At 45.0% G+C, this 17201-nt stretch carries 6 protein-coding genes; 4 read left to right on the top strand and 2 right to left on the bottom strand.

From position 1 onward, the window contains the following. Positions 1 to 81 precede the first annotated feature (81 nt). Positions 82 to 5820, bottom strand: a complete 5739-nt coding sequence (locus K4039_RS12520) for an AAA family ATPase (protein ID WP_265235516.1) — start codon at positions 5818 to 5820, stop codon at positions 82 to 84. A 565-nt stretch (positions 5821 to 6385) separates the two neighbouring features. On the opposite strand from K4039_RS12520, the gene K4039_RS12525 reads away from it, so the two are divergent. Next, a complete protein-coding gene (locus K4039_RS12525) occupies positions 6386 to 8134 on the top strand; it encodes a hypothetical protein (protein ID WP_265235517.1) in 1749 nt (582 codons plus the stop codon). Between the two features lie 141 nt (positions 8135 to 8275). Here the strand turns inward: K4039_RS12525 and K4039_RS12530 are convergent, their stop codons facing one another. Then, positions 8276 to 13195, bottom strand: coding sequence for a CHAT domain-containing protein (locus K4039_RS12530; RefSeq protein WP_265235518.1), 4920 nt, complete (start codon positions 13193 to 13195; stop codon positions 8276 to 8278). 81 nt (positions 13196 to 13276) lie between these two features. Here K4039_RS12530 and rnhA point away from each other — a divergent pair, with 81 nt between their 5' ends. The 3 genes from rnhA (at position 13277) to K4039_RS12545 (ending at position 17165) form a co-directional block, all read left to right on the top strand. Beyond that, on the top strand, positions 13277 to 14182 hold the full coding sequence (gene rnhA / locus K4039_RS12535; protein WP_265235519.1) for a ribonuclease HI: 906 nt from the start codon (positions 13277 to 13279) through the stop codon (positions 14180 to 14182). A 200-nt stretch (positions 14183 to 14382) separates the two neighbouring features. Continuing rightward, positions 14383 to 14994, top strand: a complete 612-nt coding sequence (locus K4039_RS12540) for a pentapeptide repeat-containing protein (protein ID WP_265235520.1) — start codon at positions 14383 to 14385, stop codon at positions 14992 to 14994. Positions 14995 to 15311: 317 nt separating this feature from the next. Then, a complete protein-coding gene (locus K4039_RS12545) occupies positions 15312 to 17165 on the top strand; it encodes an abortive infection protein (protein ID WP_265235521.1) in 1854 nt (617 codons plus the stop codon). Positions 17166 to 17201 lie beyond the last annotated feature (36 nt).

Consider the following 17201-nt stretch of genomic DNA (forward strand, 5'->3'; position numbering starts at 1 on the left):
ATGCGAGCGACCTTTTTTCTGGTGGGTAATAAATACAAAAGGGCGATCGAGACTTGGATATCAACATCGAGAGCGAGGATTTCAGTCTTCAGTTGAAACCAATGCAGACTGACAGCGTTCCCAGTAAACTTTAGCCACGCGATCGCCCTGATTGTGACGCCAACACTCTTCAAAAAGCCGCGCCGCTTCAAATAACTTCCCTTCCGAGTAAAGTGCCCTAGCTTCTGCAAACAATTTCAGCGTAGCTAACTTGGCCTGTTTAATTTCTGGCGAATCTGCATCAAACACCTCATAAATCGTCACAGCTTCGGATTTTCCCTTGACTTTTACTGTATCGAGAGTGCGGATTGTGTACTGGGATAGATTTTTCAGGCGCGCATAAGTTGGCTGGGTGATTAACAGCGACACCCCATAATTTTTTGTCAAACTTTCCACACGAGAAGCTAAATTCACCGCATCACTGATTACCGTCCCGTCCATGCGATTTTGACCGCCCACCGTTCCCAGCATCAAAGTTCCAGTATTGATTCCAATCCCAATCTGAATCGGTGCATAGCCAGAATTAGCGCGATTTTGATTGTATTCAACCAGGCAGTGCAGCATAGCAATTCCGGCTTTCACCGCATTATCCGCATCGCCGCTAAACAGCGCCATAATCGCATCGCCAATATATTTATCAATAAACCCGTGATTTTGATTAATAACAGGTTCCATGCGAGAAAGATAGGAATTGATAAATCTGAAATTGTCATCGGGCGTCATGCTTTCCGAAAGCGTAGTGAAGTCGCGAATGTCGGAAAATAGCACCGACATTTCTAACTGCACTTGGTCGCCCAATTCCACATCAATAATGCTTGATTTCCCTAAAAACTGGAGAAATTGAGAGGGGACAAAACGCTCGTAAGCTTTGTTGAGTTGGAACAGTTCATTGGTAAATCTAAGGCGCTCTGTTTCGGCTTTTTTACGCTCTGTGATATCTTGAAAGGCTACCATTGCATAAGAAATGTTGTCCTTTTCATCATAAATTGGCGTACCCCAAGCCTCGATCGGAATAATCTTGTCGCCTTGGTGGATTTCCATATCCTCAGCGGTGACACTTTCTCCCTTCAACGCCCGAACAATTGGCAAATCAGCAGAGGGATATTCCTCATCCGTACCCGCTTTATAGTTTTGATAAACTTCTGCTATTTGCTCCGATCTAGCATCCGCTCTGACTCCTTTACCAAGTAACTCCTGTGCCACGCGATTTGTATAATAAGGTTTTCCGGAAGCATCCAAGATTCCTATACCAACTGGTATCGCTTCTAAGAATTGAGTAAGTTTTCTTTCATTCTCGCGTACTTCTGTATAAAGCTTAGAATTTTGAATCGAGATCGCCGCTTGTCCAGATAACACTTTTAATAGTTCTACTCTTTCTGGCGTAAAAGCTCCTGCCGTCAGATTATTTTCTAGGTAAACAATACTGACGATTTGAGCTTGGTTAATCAGCGGCACGCATAAAATTGATTTGGGCTGATTTTTTTGGATGTAGGGATCGTTAGTAAATTGTCCCGATCGCACAGCATCATCTAATACCACACTTTCTTGAGTGCGAGCCACATAATTAACAATCGAGGAGGAAATTTCTTGACAATTTTCAACGGAGATTGACTGCAACACAGTGACGAGATCGTCATCTATTCTCCCTTCAGCTTCAATTAATAGTTTTCCCTGGCTTGGCAAAATCAGAGAGCCTCGTTGTGCTCCCGCATTTTCCAGCAAAATTTTCATCAAGCTAGACAGTAACTTATCTAGCAATATTTCGCCAGAGATCGCCTGGGAAGCTTTCATTACTGTGGCGATATCTAGATAACTACCCGAACCCGTGGTGGTCACTGTTGCGGTAGCTTTAGTGTTTTTAGTTCCCTGTTGAGTTGTCGCCAATAATTGGGGATATCGCGTTTCTAAATCTTTTACCTTAGCAGTGGCTCCCCATTGGATATAACAATAATACGCCTCAATCATGTATATTTGAGCAAATTTTTCTTTACCCCATTCTAGGTAAAATTTGGCGGCTAGTTCATTAGCTAGTGCTTCTTCGTTGAGGAATTTATTTTCTTTGGCTCCAGCAATAGCGCGATCGTACATTTCAATCGCCTCTGCTTTATTGCCTAAAACTCTATATCGTTCGGCCTCAGCCAAATGCCATTTATGCAGATGATTCATGGGAGCATTTTGCGCCCACTGTTGCAGAGTCGTTTGATGGGCTTGGGCCTGAGTAAGAATTTCAGCTTGCTCGGTTTCTGGCTGTGTGGGGAAGAGTGCCAAGTACGTCAGGGCTGCATAAAAATGAAAAATGGGAACATAAATCGTTCCCGATAATGCCATCAAATACGGCTTGACTTGAGCAATGTGGTCTAGGGCAGTCGTGTAATTACTAAAGGAGTAAGCAAGCAGCAGTTTGTTGGTGTAGGCATTAGCGATGGGCGTGAATTCATTGTTCTGATGGTGCTTAGGGATCATCACCGTTTCATCGTAGGCAGTTCCGATCAAACAATCCGGTTGACTAACGGTTTCCCTCAAGTTCTTCATCGTCTGCTGCGTTATATTCAACAAACCCTGTGCAGAATATTGCTTCACCTGAACCAAGGCAGCGCTGTAATCTGCTATTTCGGTTTCCCAAGTATCTACTTCTACCCCACCGAAAAATTTGGCATAAAAGTAAGCATCTATGCTGTAGCCAGCGTATAGAAAGTCGCCAGTTTCCATGCCAGCCGTAAAGCCATATTTTAGTGTCGGTATCGTTTCCAAGAGAGATTCTTGGTGATGCTGAATAAAGCCCCCAAACAAAAGCAGAATTACAGACTTGAATTCCCGCACATTGAACCGCTCTAGTAAGTTCAGTGCCAATTTCCCAAAGTCATAGCCCGTTTTCGCCTCTCCCAAAAATGCACACAGCACCATACCATGAACTGCATACCCCACCGTCGATGCAGGTGCATTCCCAAATTGGAGCGATAAACTCACGATCGTAGAGCTAACTAGGGGCAGCAAAGTTGGCATTGCTTGAAAAATGGTTGCAAGCAACATTCCTAGCAGTTGCATAGCTGCCTGAGTTTGGAGATTAGTCATCACTGGCAGGTCAATCAATTCCCCAACTTTTCTTCCCTGAAGCTGGCTATTGACGGTTTGTAGCGCTTGGCTAATTTTGGCTTCGTCAGGTGTGGCGGGGAGTTCAACCCCTAATTGCCCCAATACATCTCTACCCACTGCGATCGCTTCCAACACCTTGCCCTGGACTGATCTGGCGGCGATTGAAATTTCGTAAATTTTAATTTTGTCTAAAATTGTCTGAGCTTTCTCCAACACCAGTGCTGCCATCTCTTCCATGCCATCAAAATCAGCATTCAAATAAGCTGTTTCGGCGGAGGCAACATAGAGATTCAGTGTCAATTCATACTGACTTTGCCAGCAGTTAGCTGTCAGTAATTCAATCCCTGTTTGCAGATAGACTCTTGCCGCAGCATAAGCTGTAGAATTTATGGCCTTGCGTCCTGCTTCTAAGTTGAGTTGGGCTAAGGCTTCTCGTTCGCTTAATTGATTGATTAACTCAATTCCTTGATTCAAATGCCCCACAATATCAAACAGTTTTTCCTCTATTTCGACCTCCGAGGAACTTTGTAGGAGCAATTGTCCAATTTTGAGATGAATGGCTTGTTTTTGGTCGTTGGGAATCAATGAATAAGCCGCTTGCTGGACGCGATCGTGCAGGAACTTATAAATGGGATTAGCAACAGAATGAGTAGGGGATTGAGCATCTGTTTGAATTAAATCATAGCCTTCTGTAATCAGTAAAACAAGTTCTTCTTGCAATGCTTTCCACAGGGTTGATGCCGTTTGTTCGGGTAGTTCTTCGTTGACTATTGCCAATGTCTCTAAATCAAACTGCGCCCCAATGCAGGCGGCAAGTTTGAGAACCTCCTGAGTTTCTTTGGGCAACTTCTGTAATTGCGCCGCCATAAACTCCACCACATCCGAGGCATCGCCAAATGTAACTTGATTAATATCGCACTGCCACCCCCCTTTACTTCCCCCCTTACTAAGGGGGGACACAGGGGGGTGAAAGCTAATTTGACCATCTTCATACAACGAATTGAGGAATTGAGTAGAGAAAAAGGGATTACCTTGCGTTTTTTGATAAACCAATTCTGTCAAGGGTTGAGAAGAGGATAAATCACAAATCAGCGTATCTGCTACCAACTGATTCATATCTGCTAAACTCAACGGTTGCAGGGTAATAGTATTCACCACTGCCCCAGACTTGATAATTTCATCCACCGTCAACATAAACGGATGAGTAGGTGACACCTCATTATCCCGATAAGCACCCAACACCAACAGATGCCCCCTATCCTCCATCAACAGTTGTAATAACTTTAAAGATGCTGAATCCGCCCACTGCAAATCGTCCAAAAACATCACTAAGGGATATTCTGCTTGGGTAAATACTTGCACAAATTTCTGCATCAGCAGATTGAAGCGATTTTGGGCGGCACTCCCAGACAATTCTAGTGCAGGACTTTGAGCACCAATGATGCGTTCTAACTCAGGAATTACCTCAATCAGCAATTGCCCACTCTCGCCAACTGCTGTCAGAATCAGGGTTTTCCAGGTTTGTAATTGAGCATCACTTTCTGATAATAATTGCCCCATTAATTCCCGAAATGCTTGCACAAATGCACTGAAAGGAATATTGCGCTGAAATTGGTCGTATTTGCCTTTAATAAAATAGCCACGCTGTCGGGCGATCGGCTTGTGGACTTCGTTCACTATGGCGGTTTTACCAATGCCAGATAAGCCCGCTAGCAGCATCATTTCGGCGCTACCTGTACTGACTCGTTCAAATGCAGCTAATAGATTAAAAACTTCAGTTTCTCTACCGTATAACTTTTCGGGAATCAGGAAACGGTCTGTAATATCCCGCGTTCCCAAGTCAAATTCTTCTATGCTATCCGTTGCTTGTAATTGAACCAGACACTTCTCTAAATCCTGCTTGATTCCCCAGGCAGTTTGATAGCGGTTTTCGGCATTCTTCGCCATCAATTTACTGACAATTTGAGAGACAATTACGGGAATTTGTGGCTCTATTTCGTGGGGAGGAACTGGTTGTCTAGCAATATGGCAATGAACTATCTCTAAAGCATCTTCTGTCTCAAAAGGCAGTTTTCCTGTGAGTAATTCATAAAAAGTAACGCCGAGGGAGTAAAAATCAGTACGGTAATCGAGAGTACGATTCATCCTACCAGTTTGTTCTGGCGATATGTAAGCAAGGGTTCCTTCAAGAACGCCGGGGTTTTTCAGTATCGGTGTTTCTCGGCTTAGCTGAGTGGAAATGCCAAAATCAATAATTTTTAATTGTTCCGTTTCCGGCTTGTAAACAATATTAGAAGGGTTAATATCTTTGTGGATGATGTTGGCGCGGTGAATTTGCCCTAATGCTTCCGTGGTGGCGATCGCAATTTGCAAAAATTTATCCAGAGTCAACTTTCGCTGCTGCATCCAAATTGTCAAGGATTCGCCACCAAAGTCCTCTACAAACATCACGAGGCTGTTTTGGTATTTTTGCAAGTCATAAACCTGCACAATTCCCGCCTCTTTTAGCTCTTGGGTGATGCGGTATTCGGTGCGGTAGCGCACCAATTCTTGAGGTGTGGGGTAGCTTTCTTTGAGCAGTTTGAGGATAATCGGCTGGTTATCGGCTTCCCGAATGGCCCGGTAAACCAGAGAGTTGGCACTTTCGTAAAGCAGCGTCTGGGCGGCAACGCCTGGAATGGAGAGCATATTGATTTTTCTGCTAAAAATTAACGCTAAGTCAAAACGCACCAGCTTTGTGTATAGAATAGCACGTTAGACAGGAAAAAATAAGGTTTGTTAACAAATGTTTAGTTTTTCGGGTAGCAGGCTGCAAATACTTTCTGGTAGCCCGGATTGCGATCGCCTAGTGCATAGGATGCCTCAACAGTCGATCGCACTTTTGCTGTGATTTTCAGGTATAGCAACCGCTTAATTTAAATTGTGTAGCCTGTCTTTAATTTTTGTGCGAGTCATCAATGCAGACTCAGATCGTTCCCAGTACATTTTAGCCACGCGATCGCCCCCCCAACACTCCCACCTGTTGCTGGCGAACATACCTACCAGCCCAAATTTCAATAACTATTAAGAAACATCACATTTATTACCAGTTTTTAGACAGGTGACTTATAGTTGAATACAATTGACTTAAGGTTTTTTGATAAACTTCATCTTACGATTTTATAGGCAATACAAGCCTTTTTTGCAATTCAGATTATTCTTCGGTCAACCGTATTGACTTATACTTTATAGTTTCCCTAACTAAAACTGTAATATGAATTTAACAAATTCTCGCTATCAGCAATTAGCGCCATATTTAATATTTCTATTTCTTGTCACTTTCTTTTTTGCGATCGCCTCAGTATTTCCTTACCGAATAGAATTCGATCCCCTCCCTCAAATCAAAGGAATTAACCAGTGGTTGAGCGGAGGATCTAGTTTAATCAACTCAGTTGTTACCGTAAATCCCAAAGATATATCCCAAGATATACAAACCTGGATAGTCTGGCACGCTCCAGGCGTTACCTTCGCATTTTTACCTTTAATCGCCCTCGGATTGCCTTTAGGAATTGCAGTCAGAACAACCGCATACTTGTTGTTTGTTTCAGGCAGCTTGGGGTGGATAAAGGTAATAGATACTCTCACCTCTGACCAGAAAATCAAAATAATTATAGCTGTCCTGTTATCTATCTATTATATAGAAATTGGCTCATTATTGGTTTGTACAGCAGGAGATGTGATTCCTTGGGCAGTCATGCCTTGGGTATTACTGTACGCAATGTATCTGTGCTCAATTTTAGACTCAGGTAATAAATTTGACAGTCGCTTTTTAGTTCATGCAGCTCTACTAGGTCTACTTTTAGGAGGAATTTACTGGTTAAAATACTCTGCTTTTTTAGTTTCTCTAGGAATTCTTGCATATCTAGCTGTATTTTTATGGTTTTTCAGCAAACAATATACCTTTAAAAACCGTTTTATCCTGTTAGCAGTTTGTACGATATTCACCCTTTTGCCAGTAATTGGTCTGAGTGCTATTCACCATTCACTTTCTGGAGTCAATAGTGCTGTAGACCAATTTGAAGCTGCTATTCCTGTGGCATCGCCTTCTACAAGAGGAATGCGTTTTTTATTGAGTTTAATAGCAGCTCCAGGTTTAGGTCTATTCAATTCAGAAATTTTTACTCAAGGCAGGCTGTTGACCTCTACAAGCATAATTGTTAAACAGTTATTTGGTTTAGATATTTCAGGAAAAACAGAAACCTTTAAAATATTTGTAGGTCTAGCAGGAACCTTAGCAGCTTTTTGGTTTGTTGCAGACTGCGCTCGAAAAAATATATACAATAAAAAACTTATTATTCTTTGGGGCTGCCTTTCCGCGATTCCTTTTATATTCATTGCATATATATCTTATAAAACTGGAATCAATCTATTAATGGCAGGCATCGGTCGTTATAGTAATCCTTTCTTTATACTTACTGTCTTTTTTGTTATTTCTTCCTACCTTTACTGGATTTCCAATCGGGAAAAATCTATCCTTTCAAAAATTATATTGTCTATTTTATTGGTATTCTTTGTATTGCTGCCCCCGCTCAATTATATAGGTGATTGGGCTGAGGCTATAATGTTGCGGAAAAATTACGTAACAACAGAGAATTTTATCTATGTCGATATCTTGTCAAAAATAAATGTTAAATCGGTAGTTAGTCAGATAAATTCTGCTGTTAAATCACCTAAAGATGTTGTAGTTTTAACTAAAGATACCGATGAATTGCGTTTTGCTTCGTGGCTGGAAATGAGACACAGAATCCTCACACTCCCAATAGTTGACAGTGAAGAAGCTCAGATGAAAATTACAACAGCACAAGATTTGAGAGTCATACTTGTTGTATCTAAGGCTTTGGAGCAAAATGAAAATCAACTGGCGCTAGTCAAGCAGAGATTTGCCCAATCAACTGGATGGACTCGGCTGCCAGAAAATCCAGATGCTGAGGTTTCTATTTGGTTTTCTGATTTGAAGGCTTGACAATATATAGCCTTTCTCAGATAAATGAGGTATGTGTGCTAATGGGTAATGGGTAATGAATAATTGGCACGGCACCAGCTTTTAAGCCGCGAGCTTTGCGGTTATTGTCAATTACCTTTTTCTTTCATTACCGATTACCAATCACCAAGGACTTCCAATCATCACAAAAGACGACCAATAATAAGGATGCGACAACTTCAAATCAGCAAATCCCTGCAAAGATTGCGGCAACTCCACTCCTTCACCCCGACTCGAACCCCGCAACTTCCCGCCCTCCAAACGCACATCACCCCGCAACATCGCAATTTGCGCTTCTCGCAGCGCCGCCGCCTTAATTGGCGCAGTCTTCAAATGCTGGTAAAACTCATTCATCAATCCCAAAGTACCCTCATCCGAAACATACCACAAACTCCCCAAAGCCGTTTGCACCCCAGCTTGCAGCGCCAATCCCCCAAAACCCAACTCCGCACTTTCATCACCCACCGCAGTCCGACAAGCACTTAAAACTAATAGATTCACCTGCGGATTATTCAAGCTCAAATCAGGCAATTGATTCAGTCGCAGCCGGCTATCCCACAACTGAATAAAAGAATTACTCGGTGCACCCGGACGAAATTCGCCGTGAGTAGCTAAGTGAATAATCCCAAAAGGCCGGCTTTGATGCTGTCGTTTCAAATTCTCCAAAGTGAAACCCTCATTCAAAAAACTAACTCCCGGCCACTCACGCGAAATAGCTGCTATTTCCGCAGGAACCGCAGGTAGAGGATTCAACTCCGAAAATTCCGACGCGCCCATTGCTAAAACTTCAGAATTTCTGATATCCACGTAGCGAATATCTGTTAAGTTAATACTCGGCATCAGGCTGAGACTGTACTTTTCCACCAAAAATTGCTTTCCGTCGTGCAAAGCAGCAAAGGGCATTCCTCTCAAACCCCGATCGACCACAAAGGAAATAGTATCCGTTTCGCACTTTTTCAAATCCTCGTCCAAAGGCGCAATCATCCACTTATAAAGCTGTTGGGCAGATGGCAGATAACTCGTAGTAGCCCGCACCCCTGGCTTAGTAATCTCACTTCTGAACGCAGTTACAACTTTCAGCAGTTCTTCCCGGTTTGCTTCCGACACCGTTTTGTGAACCACTCCACCGCAAGAATTTACTAACACTAAATCTAATTTTTCCGATCGCGAAAACAGATAAATCAAGCTTGGTTTCGTGCCCGTTTGTGCACCCACAGATGCTAACTTTTTCTTGATTTCGTCTGGGGAGAGCAAATCGTCGGTGGTGTTAATGCCGAAATATTCTCGGAATTCTTGGCTAAAAGATTTGTCCAGCAGAGACAAAGCTGCCGATATTTGACCGACATCCAAATTCCTGCCGATTTCACTGCGAAATGCTGACTGAATAACTGAATCTCTGAGATTGGAACCGATTAAATTTCTCAGTCCTCTCAGAGATGGGATTTTTTCCGGCGCCATCGTTTCTCCGGGTTTTCCTAGATCTCGCGATAGACTATTTTGGTTCCGTTGCTGTTGGGGGTTAAGGGGTTCGTTTGGTTGGGGAAAAACCCGGTTTCTATCTGATGGAAATCTACCGCTTGGAGTTATTCCCGGTGGAGTTATTCCCGGTGGAGTTATTCCCGGTGGAGTTATTCCCGGTGGAGTTATTCCCGGTGGAGTTATTCCGGGTTGAGTTATTCCGGGTTGAGTTATTCCGGGTTGAGTTATTCCGGGTTGAGTTATTCCGGGTTGAGTTATTCCGGGTTGAGTTATTCCGGGTTGAGTTATTCCGGGTTGAGTTATTCCGGGTTGATTTGTAGTGACGATCGCACTACTACCTTGAGTGTAAGAATTGATGAAAGATTGTCCCTGAGTAATTGTACCCGAAGTATTGCTGGCGATCGCCCCAGCAGTCCCGTTAACCGTCGCATCTCCCACCGCAAAAGGTATCCGCGGATTGACATCCCCGCCGCCGTGGGCGATCCTGACTGTACCCGGTTGATCGCCACCAAGCGTTGAGACACTCACAGTGCGGTTTTGGTCAAAAGTACCAGTCACTCGCACCAAACCCGGAGTTGCGATATCAACTTTAGCGCCCGGAGCATAGACCGATACAATGCTAATATCATTTTGAGCGTTAATATTGACTGCAGGATTGCGGCCGCGCCCCGAAAGATTAACATCTATTTCCCCAGTTCCGATCTGCCCTCCCGCTAAAATATCCACAATTGATGAAGCACTAATATTGCCAGTGCTGACATTTCCCCTGCTGCTAACTAAATCAACTATAACTCCCTGCAAATTTCCAGAATTCACATTTTGAGCGGCTTCCAAATTGATATTTCCTCCAGCGTTAACATCCCCAATTCTCACATTCCCACGGCTGCTAACATCAACCGCAAATCCCCTCAAATTTCCAGCATTGACATCGCCAGATCCTGTCAAAGTCACACCGTTAGCTGCAGTAACATTTGCAGTCTGAATGCTTCCAGCATTACTATTAACTGAAACATTACTTCCCTGTAAAATTCCTGAATTTATATTGCCCAAAGCTGTCAAATTCACATTGCTGGTGGCGGCGGCACTGGTAACTCCAATCGTCCCCGCACTGCTGTTAATATTAACTCCCAAACCCCGCAAATCCCCTGAATTCACATTTCCCGCACTTCTTACATTGATATTTCCAGTTGACACAGTATTGCCGATCGCAATATTTCCCCCATCACTATTAACATCAACTGCCGCCCCCTGCAAATTCCCAGTATTTAAGTCGCTAGAAGCTCTCAAAGCAATGCTGGCGGCGGCAGCATCAATCGATGCCACGTTAATATTAGTTTGCGCGTCCAAATTGACTGTGGGAATCGCAGGATTAACTGGATTTGCCGCAGTCGGATTAACGGTTATTAGCGCTGTGCTAATTTCCTGTCCCGCGACAATTCTGACATCTCCCGTACTGGCGATCGTACCCGTAGCCACACTCGCGTTGCTGCTGCTAGCCCTGACACTAGCACCCGCGAGGTTCCCTACGGTTAAGTCGCCAGAAGCGGCCAAAGTGAGATTCTCGGTGGCTGTAACGTTGGCGCGTGTTCTATTGGGGACAATTGTATTCGGATCGGTCAACACTCCCAGAGCGCCGGAACTACTGGTAACATTAACTTGAGAACCCTGCAAATCCCCAAAATTCACATTGCCCAATGCTGTAATGTCGATCGCCCCAGAATTCCCAGTGTCGATCCTATCCGTTACTATATTACCCCCAATCGAAGTCAGAGTAATATTGCCGTTGATATCAGCAGGACGGATCTCATTTGTCAAGATAATATTGCTGACAGCTTCAATATTAATCGTCGAACTAGACGTTAATCTGCCCCCAACTATCACAGCCCCGGCAGTGCTTTCTAGATTAATTCTACCGCCATTAATATCTCTAGTTGCCACATCTCCCGCTGCTGACAAAATCACCGGCCCGCCCGCAAAAATATTTTCAACAGAAATCAAATTTCTGGGAAAAATCGATACCGAACTAAAAGCTGCATCGTCCGCCAAACTATTAGGAGAAATATTAAGCGGATTTGCCAGATTTGCGACTCCCGCCCGCAGAATTAAGGCCGGACTGCTGGTTAAAATACGAATATCCGGATCGGAACTCGCATTTTCATTACCCAATGCAATATCAGGCCCCGTAATTGTAATATCCTCAGCAACAATGCTTCCCCTCGCCTCCACTTTCAGCGAAACACCAGTATAATCTCCTAAGAAAACATCTCCTTCGGAACTGATAATCGGGTCAAATAAACTCACAAAATTTCCCGGCATTCCTGACAGATTGCGCACCAAAAAATTGCCCCTCGAAGCAAAGTGAGAATCCCCGGAAATAACGCCGTTGCTGATTAAACTCAAATTGCCGCCACTTTGGAATTGTGGCGGAAGAGACAAGCCGCCGGTGGCGTTTAAGGTGAGAATGTCGATCGCGCGATCGGCCCTAATCTCTAAATTCCCCCCAGCCCGCGCCAAAAACGGATTCTCAACGCGATCGCGAACCCGTACCGCATCCCCTGCCAGCAAGCTCAAATCCCCCGCAGTTTGCAACCTAGTCCCCGCTAACGTCAGATTTCCCGCAGCCGAAATAGTCGCACTTCCCGCATTCAATTGATCCAGCGCAGACGTATTCCCAGCAGCAATCGCCACATCCCCAGAATTCACCTGCAAACCAGAATCCACAAGCCGCACACTACCATCAGCAGCCACCGCAACACCAGTCGCCTGATTTTGCCCAGAACCTGTCAGTAACTGTGGCAAAGAAACAGGATTTAAACTTTGTGGAGAATTCCCCAAATTCCCGCCCGTTGCTATATCCAAACTCAACAAAAGTCCCGGTTGACTGATACGCAAAACATTCTCGCCCGGAACCGCAGCAACAGTAATTTGCCCTCCCGGTGCCGACAACTGCCCCGTACTAACAACCGTACCGCCGAACAAAGATAAATTATGGCCTGGAGTCACAGCCAAATTACCAGCATTAACAATACTTCCCGGTTGATTCCCACCAAAATAAAAAGTATTGGGCGCACCAACTAACGCGCTAAAATTATTTGTCCCCGCAGCATTAAACCAATTAGAACCAAAACCCACACCCGTCGCAGTAGTCGCAGTAAAAGCCCCCGGCACATTCAAACTCGCATTCGGGCCAAACATAATCCCCGCAGGATTAATCAGAAACAGATTAGAATTGCCGCCCGTGACATTAATCAAACCATTAATTAGCGAAGGGTTCCCGCCAGAAATACGAGCTAATATATTTTGAATAGCCGAATTAGTCAGAAAATTAGCAATTTGACCTTGATTTAAGCCGAATTGCCCAAAACTGTGAAAAAGATTCGCCCCGTCTCCCGACAAACTGCCGCCATTGATATCGTAGCGGTTGCCGGTGCGGGTGACAGCCGTGCCCGTACCGTCAGCAGCAGGCACAACTGTTTGCGCCTGGGCAAAAGTATTAAAAATTAACAAAGAAAACGGACAAATAAATAGCGCGACCTTTTTAATCTTTAAGTTGACGTTTTTCATGGCAGCAAATAAAACGATCGCAATTTCCTTAATTATCGCACCAGTAAACTGAATAATCGTAAATAACCAATTAACTCACTCATGACAACTCCCACCATCAAAAGCTTGTACACAGACGGCGCTTGTTCCGGCAACCCAGGCCCCGGCGGCTGGGGTTCAGTAGTTTGTTTCGCCGACGGCAACTGTCACGAACTCGGAGGTGCAGACCCTCAAACCACCAACAACCGCATGGAAATGCAGGCTGCCGTCGCTGCATTAGAATTTTTTGCCAATTCCGGTCAAACCGAACCAGTCACCCTTTACACGGACAGCGAATACGTGAAAAACGGCATCACCAAATGGATTCAAGGCTGGAAAAACAAAGGCTGGAAAACCTCGACGGGCAAAGATGTCGTCAACCAAGACCTCTGGCATCTGCTAGACAAGCTGAATTCCCGGCAAGTCAACTGGGAACACGTCCGTGGCCACTCCGGCGACTTCTACAACGACAGGTGCGACGAAATCGCCCGCAACTTCTCCCACAATCTCACTCCCGAACTGCAACAGCATCCACCAACAGCAGACGAGGCTGGGGCGAGCACGGGGGCATCGCCCCTACGCTTTGAAAACCCAATTGTTTTGGAAGAAACGGACGCAACTGGTAACAAAACGATAGAATCCTATGTCATAACTTCTGACCTTCCGATCTCCAACTCTACCATGATGGATTCAACTGCCGATACCCTGGAGAACTTGCCCCGCGAGGTAAGGGTTCAGGAACTCCGCAATCTGATCGAAACTTTGCACATCGCCGATGAAGTGGCCACCAAAGGCTACTTGATTACCAGTTCTGAACTGGCTGATTTGATGGATGTAAATGCCAGCGCTGTCACCAGCCGCGGAGACAATTGGGTGTGGCGCAACTGGGTAGTTTCTCGCGTCCGCCGCGAGGGGAACCAAATTCTCTGGCAATTAGAGAGAATCGATCACGTAAGTACAACAGATTAGTCATCAGTCATCAGCCATTAGTCAGATTCTGACAAGTGCCTTTTGGCTGCTGCGATATCTAGGGCTAATTCGCAGAACTATAACGGTAGGTGCGCGTCGCGTGCCTACCGTTTCAACACATTAAAAATAATTTTACCTATAATTAAGAAGAACAAACAAATCCCGAACAAACCGTGAAAAACAATAGTTCGATAGGTTTAATGAACTGGCTGCAACCCAAACAAGAAACCGTTTTGCTGTGCGACTCAATTGCAGCAGCTTCTGACATGGCATTTATGCTCAAGGGTGAGTGGGATGGCTGCAATAGTTTGGTTCTCCCTAAATCCGACAAGGTAGCAATTGAAGCAGCCGCTAGTTTGCTGGAGACTTCGTGGTGCTACCAAAATGCTTCCGAAACAGTTTTAATTCGCTTGGCAGCGGACGAATTGCTGCGCCGTTATTCCCTGGGAGACAGATTTTTTATTAATGCCAATTTGAGATGCGCTCAATTGGACCAAGTTTGCTTGGAAAAGATTGATTTGAGTTATGCTAAATTGAATTTAGCTGACCTGTGTGGCACTAATTTATGCCAAGCCAATTTAACATCAGCCGAGATGCCAGGAGCAAATTTGAGTGGCAGTAATTTGAGTGGAGCGCAACTTGTTAGGGCCAATTTAGTTGGAGCTAATTTATCAGATGCTAATCTCCGAGGCGCAAATTTGAGTTATGCAGATTTAAGCAATGCTAACTTGAAAAATGCAGATTTAAGAGGTGCAAATTTAGGAAGATGTGACTTAAGAAAAACTTGCTTAAATGAGGCGATAGTTGACTAAAATAGGGGGCGGGGGGAGAGCAGATTATTTATGCCCCGCGTGCCAATTATGATTCATATTTGCGATCGCGCCACCTGTAGGTAGGTAGTTGCGATGTAGCGCTATTTTCTATAGAAAAGAGCGAAGACAGCGCAACAACATACCTTGAATGTGACAGCAACCGCCACTCAAGGTATTTTCTATAAATAACCTCCAGATCGAGAGGACGCTCACCCTCGAGCGAAAACGGTTTGAGGCTCGTACTATACTAACTGTCAACAATCAACTGTCAACTGTCAACTGTCAACTGTCAACAATCAACCGTCAACTGCTATAAAATGATCTATGAAACTGCCCTCAGCCAGTTCTGGCAGCAATTAGGAGAGATATTGTTCGGTACTGCACAAAAGAGCGATCGAGCCGTTTCCGACAAATTGAGTAACTACGAACGCTACCAGCAAGCGGCTTTCAATCGACCAGAGTTTTATCCGATCGATCAATCTGTGTCGCCCGAATATTACCGCCCCATTGCGCCTTGGATGGGGCGATTAATTTTGCCTGCCAAAGAGCAACGGCAAACGATTCAAGGCGCGTTGTTTGAAATTCATCACGCGCCTGGCGAATTTCAGCATTTTGTGGGACAAGTTGCGATCCTGCGCTTTAGTGATGATCGCCTGGTGCAGGCCTACGTTCGGGCCGTGACGAAAGACGTGCATTTCAGTCCTCAAGCTGAACGCAGCCAACAAAAAGGCATAGTTCACCCAACAAGGCTCAATCACTGGCGACAAGTTAATCCCCTAGAGTCGATCGCAGGTTCGCATCCTCACGATGATGTAATTGTGATGCTGCAAGAACCCGTGGGTGTGGAACAATTTGCACAAAATAACATTCTGACCATTGCTCGCGAACCAGTGCAAATTACCGGACGTTATTACGGGTTAGTGAAATTTGTGCGATCGCTTCAGCCGAATGGTGATTTGTTTGAGGTAATTCACTTCGATCGCGCCTCGCGACAATTTGCGGGATCTGAAGAAGTCGTTAGCTTGCCTCCAGTAATTCCCAATAGTAATCAGACTGCTTCCTCCACCAGCAAAAACATTGACAAATCGCCCCTAAATGAAACTGGATGGTATATTTACGGTGCGCCGGATCGATCGGGGCGATTTGTCGTGCAGGCGATCGCGCCTCGGAGTCTGTTGCAGGTTGAAGCTGACCGACAGATTGCAGGCAAAACCTCAGTTAAACACTACCTCAAACACGAGACTTGGAGCAATCTGGTAGCTCAGAAGGGAAAAACCAGTAAGGCATTGTTTCGTTTCAAATCAAATCGAAACCCAGCCAATTGGTACGAAGGAAAACGAGCCTTACTGATTCACATCTATGGTGGGATTGGAGGCAAAAAAGCAGAACCAGCTACCAAAACTCCGCTCTACTTCGGGCATTTTGCTTACGGACTCGCGACAGTCGTGCGAGAACCGCTGGCGAATGAACTGCGGTTTGACATTGTTTATCACCAAATCTACACGCACAACAAGGAGGGGCTGATTGCTGGGAGTTTGCATTGGTCGCGCTACATGGGCGACAGACAGTTGGGCTGGTTGGGTTTGCGCCCGGTTTGCGATACGATAATCGAATTCGATGCTTTCACGAGCGAGTATGAAACCCAGAACGGCCCGAAGCGATCGCCACTCGACCGATTGATTTACCAGCTAGAAATCATGGCGGCTCGTTACCGGATTGGCGATGGCACCGGAGGGACGTTTGTTGGGCCTGACTACAATTGCACTCAAGACTCCAATCAAGCTTTGTATGCAGCAATGCGGCAAATTGCTCGATCGCTTCTGTCTCTCCCAAATATCGAAGCATCGAAACAACAACACCCCGAAGAATTAGATAAATTAGATCAGTTAGAACAGTTGAGCAAGGAGTTAAAACGGCTGCTGTTGCCCTGTGGAACCGCACGCGCCGACTGGAAGAATCAAGATGAAGTTTTGGGCAGCACTTTAGAAGATCGTCCGCTGCAAAAGATTCGCCGAAGCCTGCTGAGTTGGCGCACAATTCTACCGCGTCTGACAAGCGATGAAGTGACTCAAGCCTTTCTCGAACAGGGTGGGGAAGCCTGGGTGTTGCGAACAAATCAGGTAGGAGGTTTTAATCGAGAGATTGAACCTGTGGCGCCGATGACTTTGTAGCCCACTTTCCACAGCCCACCTGCACCCATATATGAA

The sequence above is a fragment of the Lyngbya sp. CCAP 1446/10 genome (genome assembly GCF_026130175.1).
GTDB lineage: Bacteria > Cyanobacteriota > Cyanobacteriia > Cyanobacteriales > Microcoleaceae > Microcoleus.

What these genes read in the sequence shown, in the direction of transcription:
- K4039_RS12520 (WP_265235516.1), bottom strand. Translation starts at nt 5,820, where the DNA reads ATGCTCTCCATTCCAGGCGTTGCCGCCCAGACGCTGCTTTACGAAAGT.
- K4039_RS12525 (WP_265235517.1), top strand. Translation starts at nt 6,386, where the DNA reads ATGAATTTAACAAATTCTCGCTATCAGCAATTAGCGCCATATTTAATA.
- K4039_RS12530 (WP_265235518.1), bottom strand. Translation starts at nt 13,195, where the DNA reads ATGAAAAACGTCAACTTAAAGATTAAAAAGGTCGCGCTATTTATTTGT.
- rnhA (WP_265235519.1), top strand. Translation starts at nt 13,277, where the DNA reads ATGACAACTCCCACCATCAAAAGCTTGTACACAGACGGCGCTTGTTCC.
- K4039_RS12540 (WP_265235520.1), top strand. Translation starts at nt 14,383, where the DNA reads ATGAACTGGCTGCAACCCAAACAAGAAACCGTTTTGCTGTGCGACTCA.
- K4039_RS12545 (WP_265235521.1), top strand. Translation starts at nt 15,312, where the DNA reads ATGATCTATGAAACTGCCCTCAGCCAGTTCTGGCAGCAATTAGGAGAG.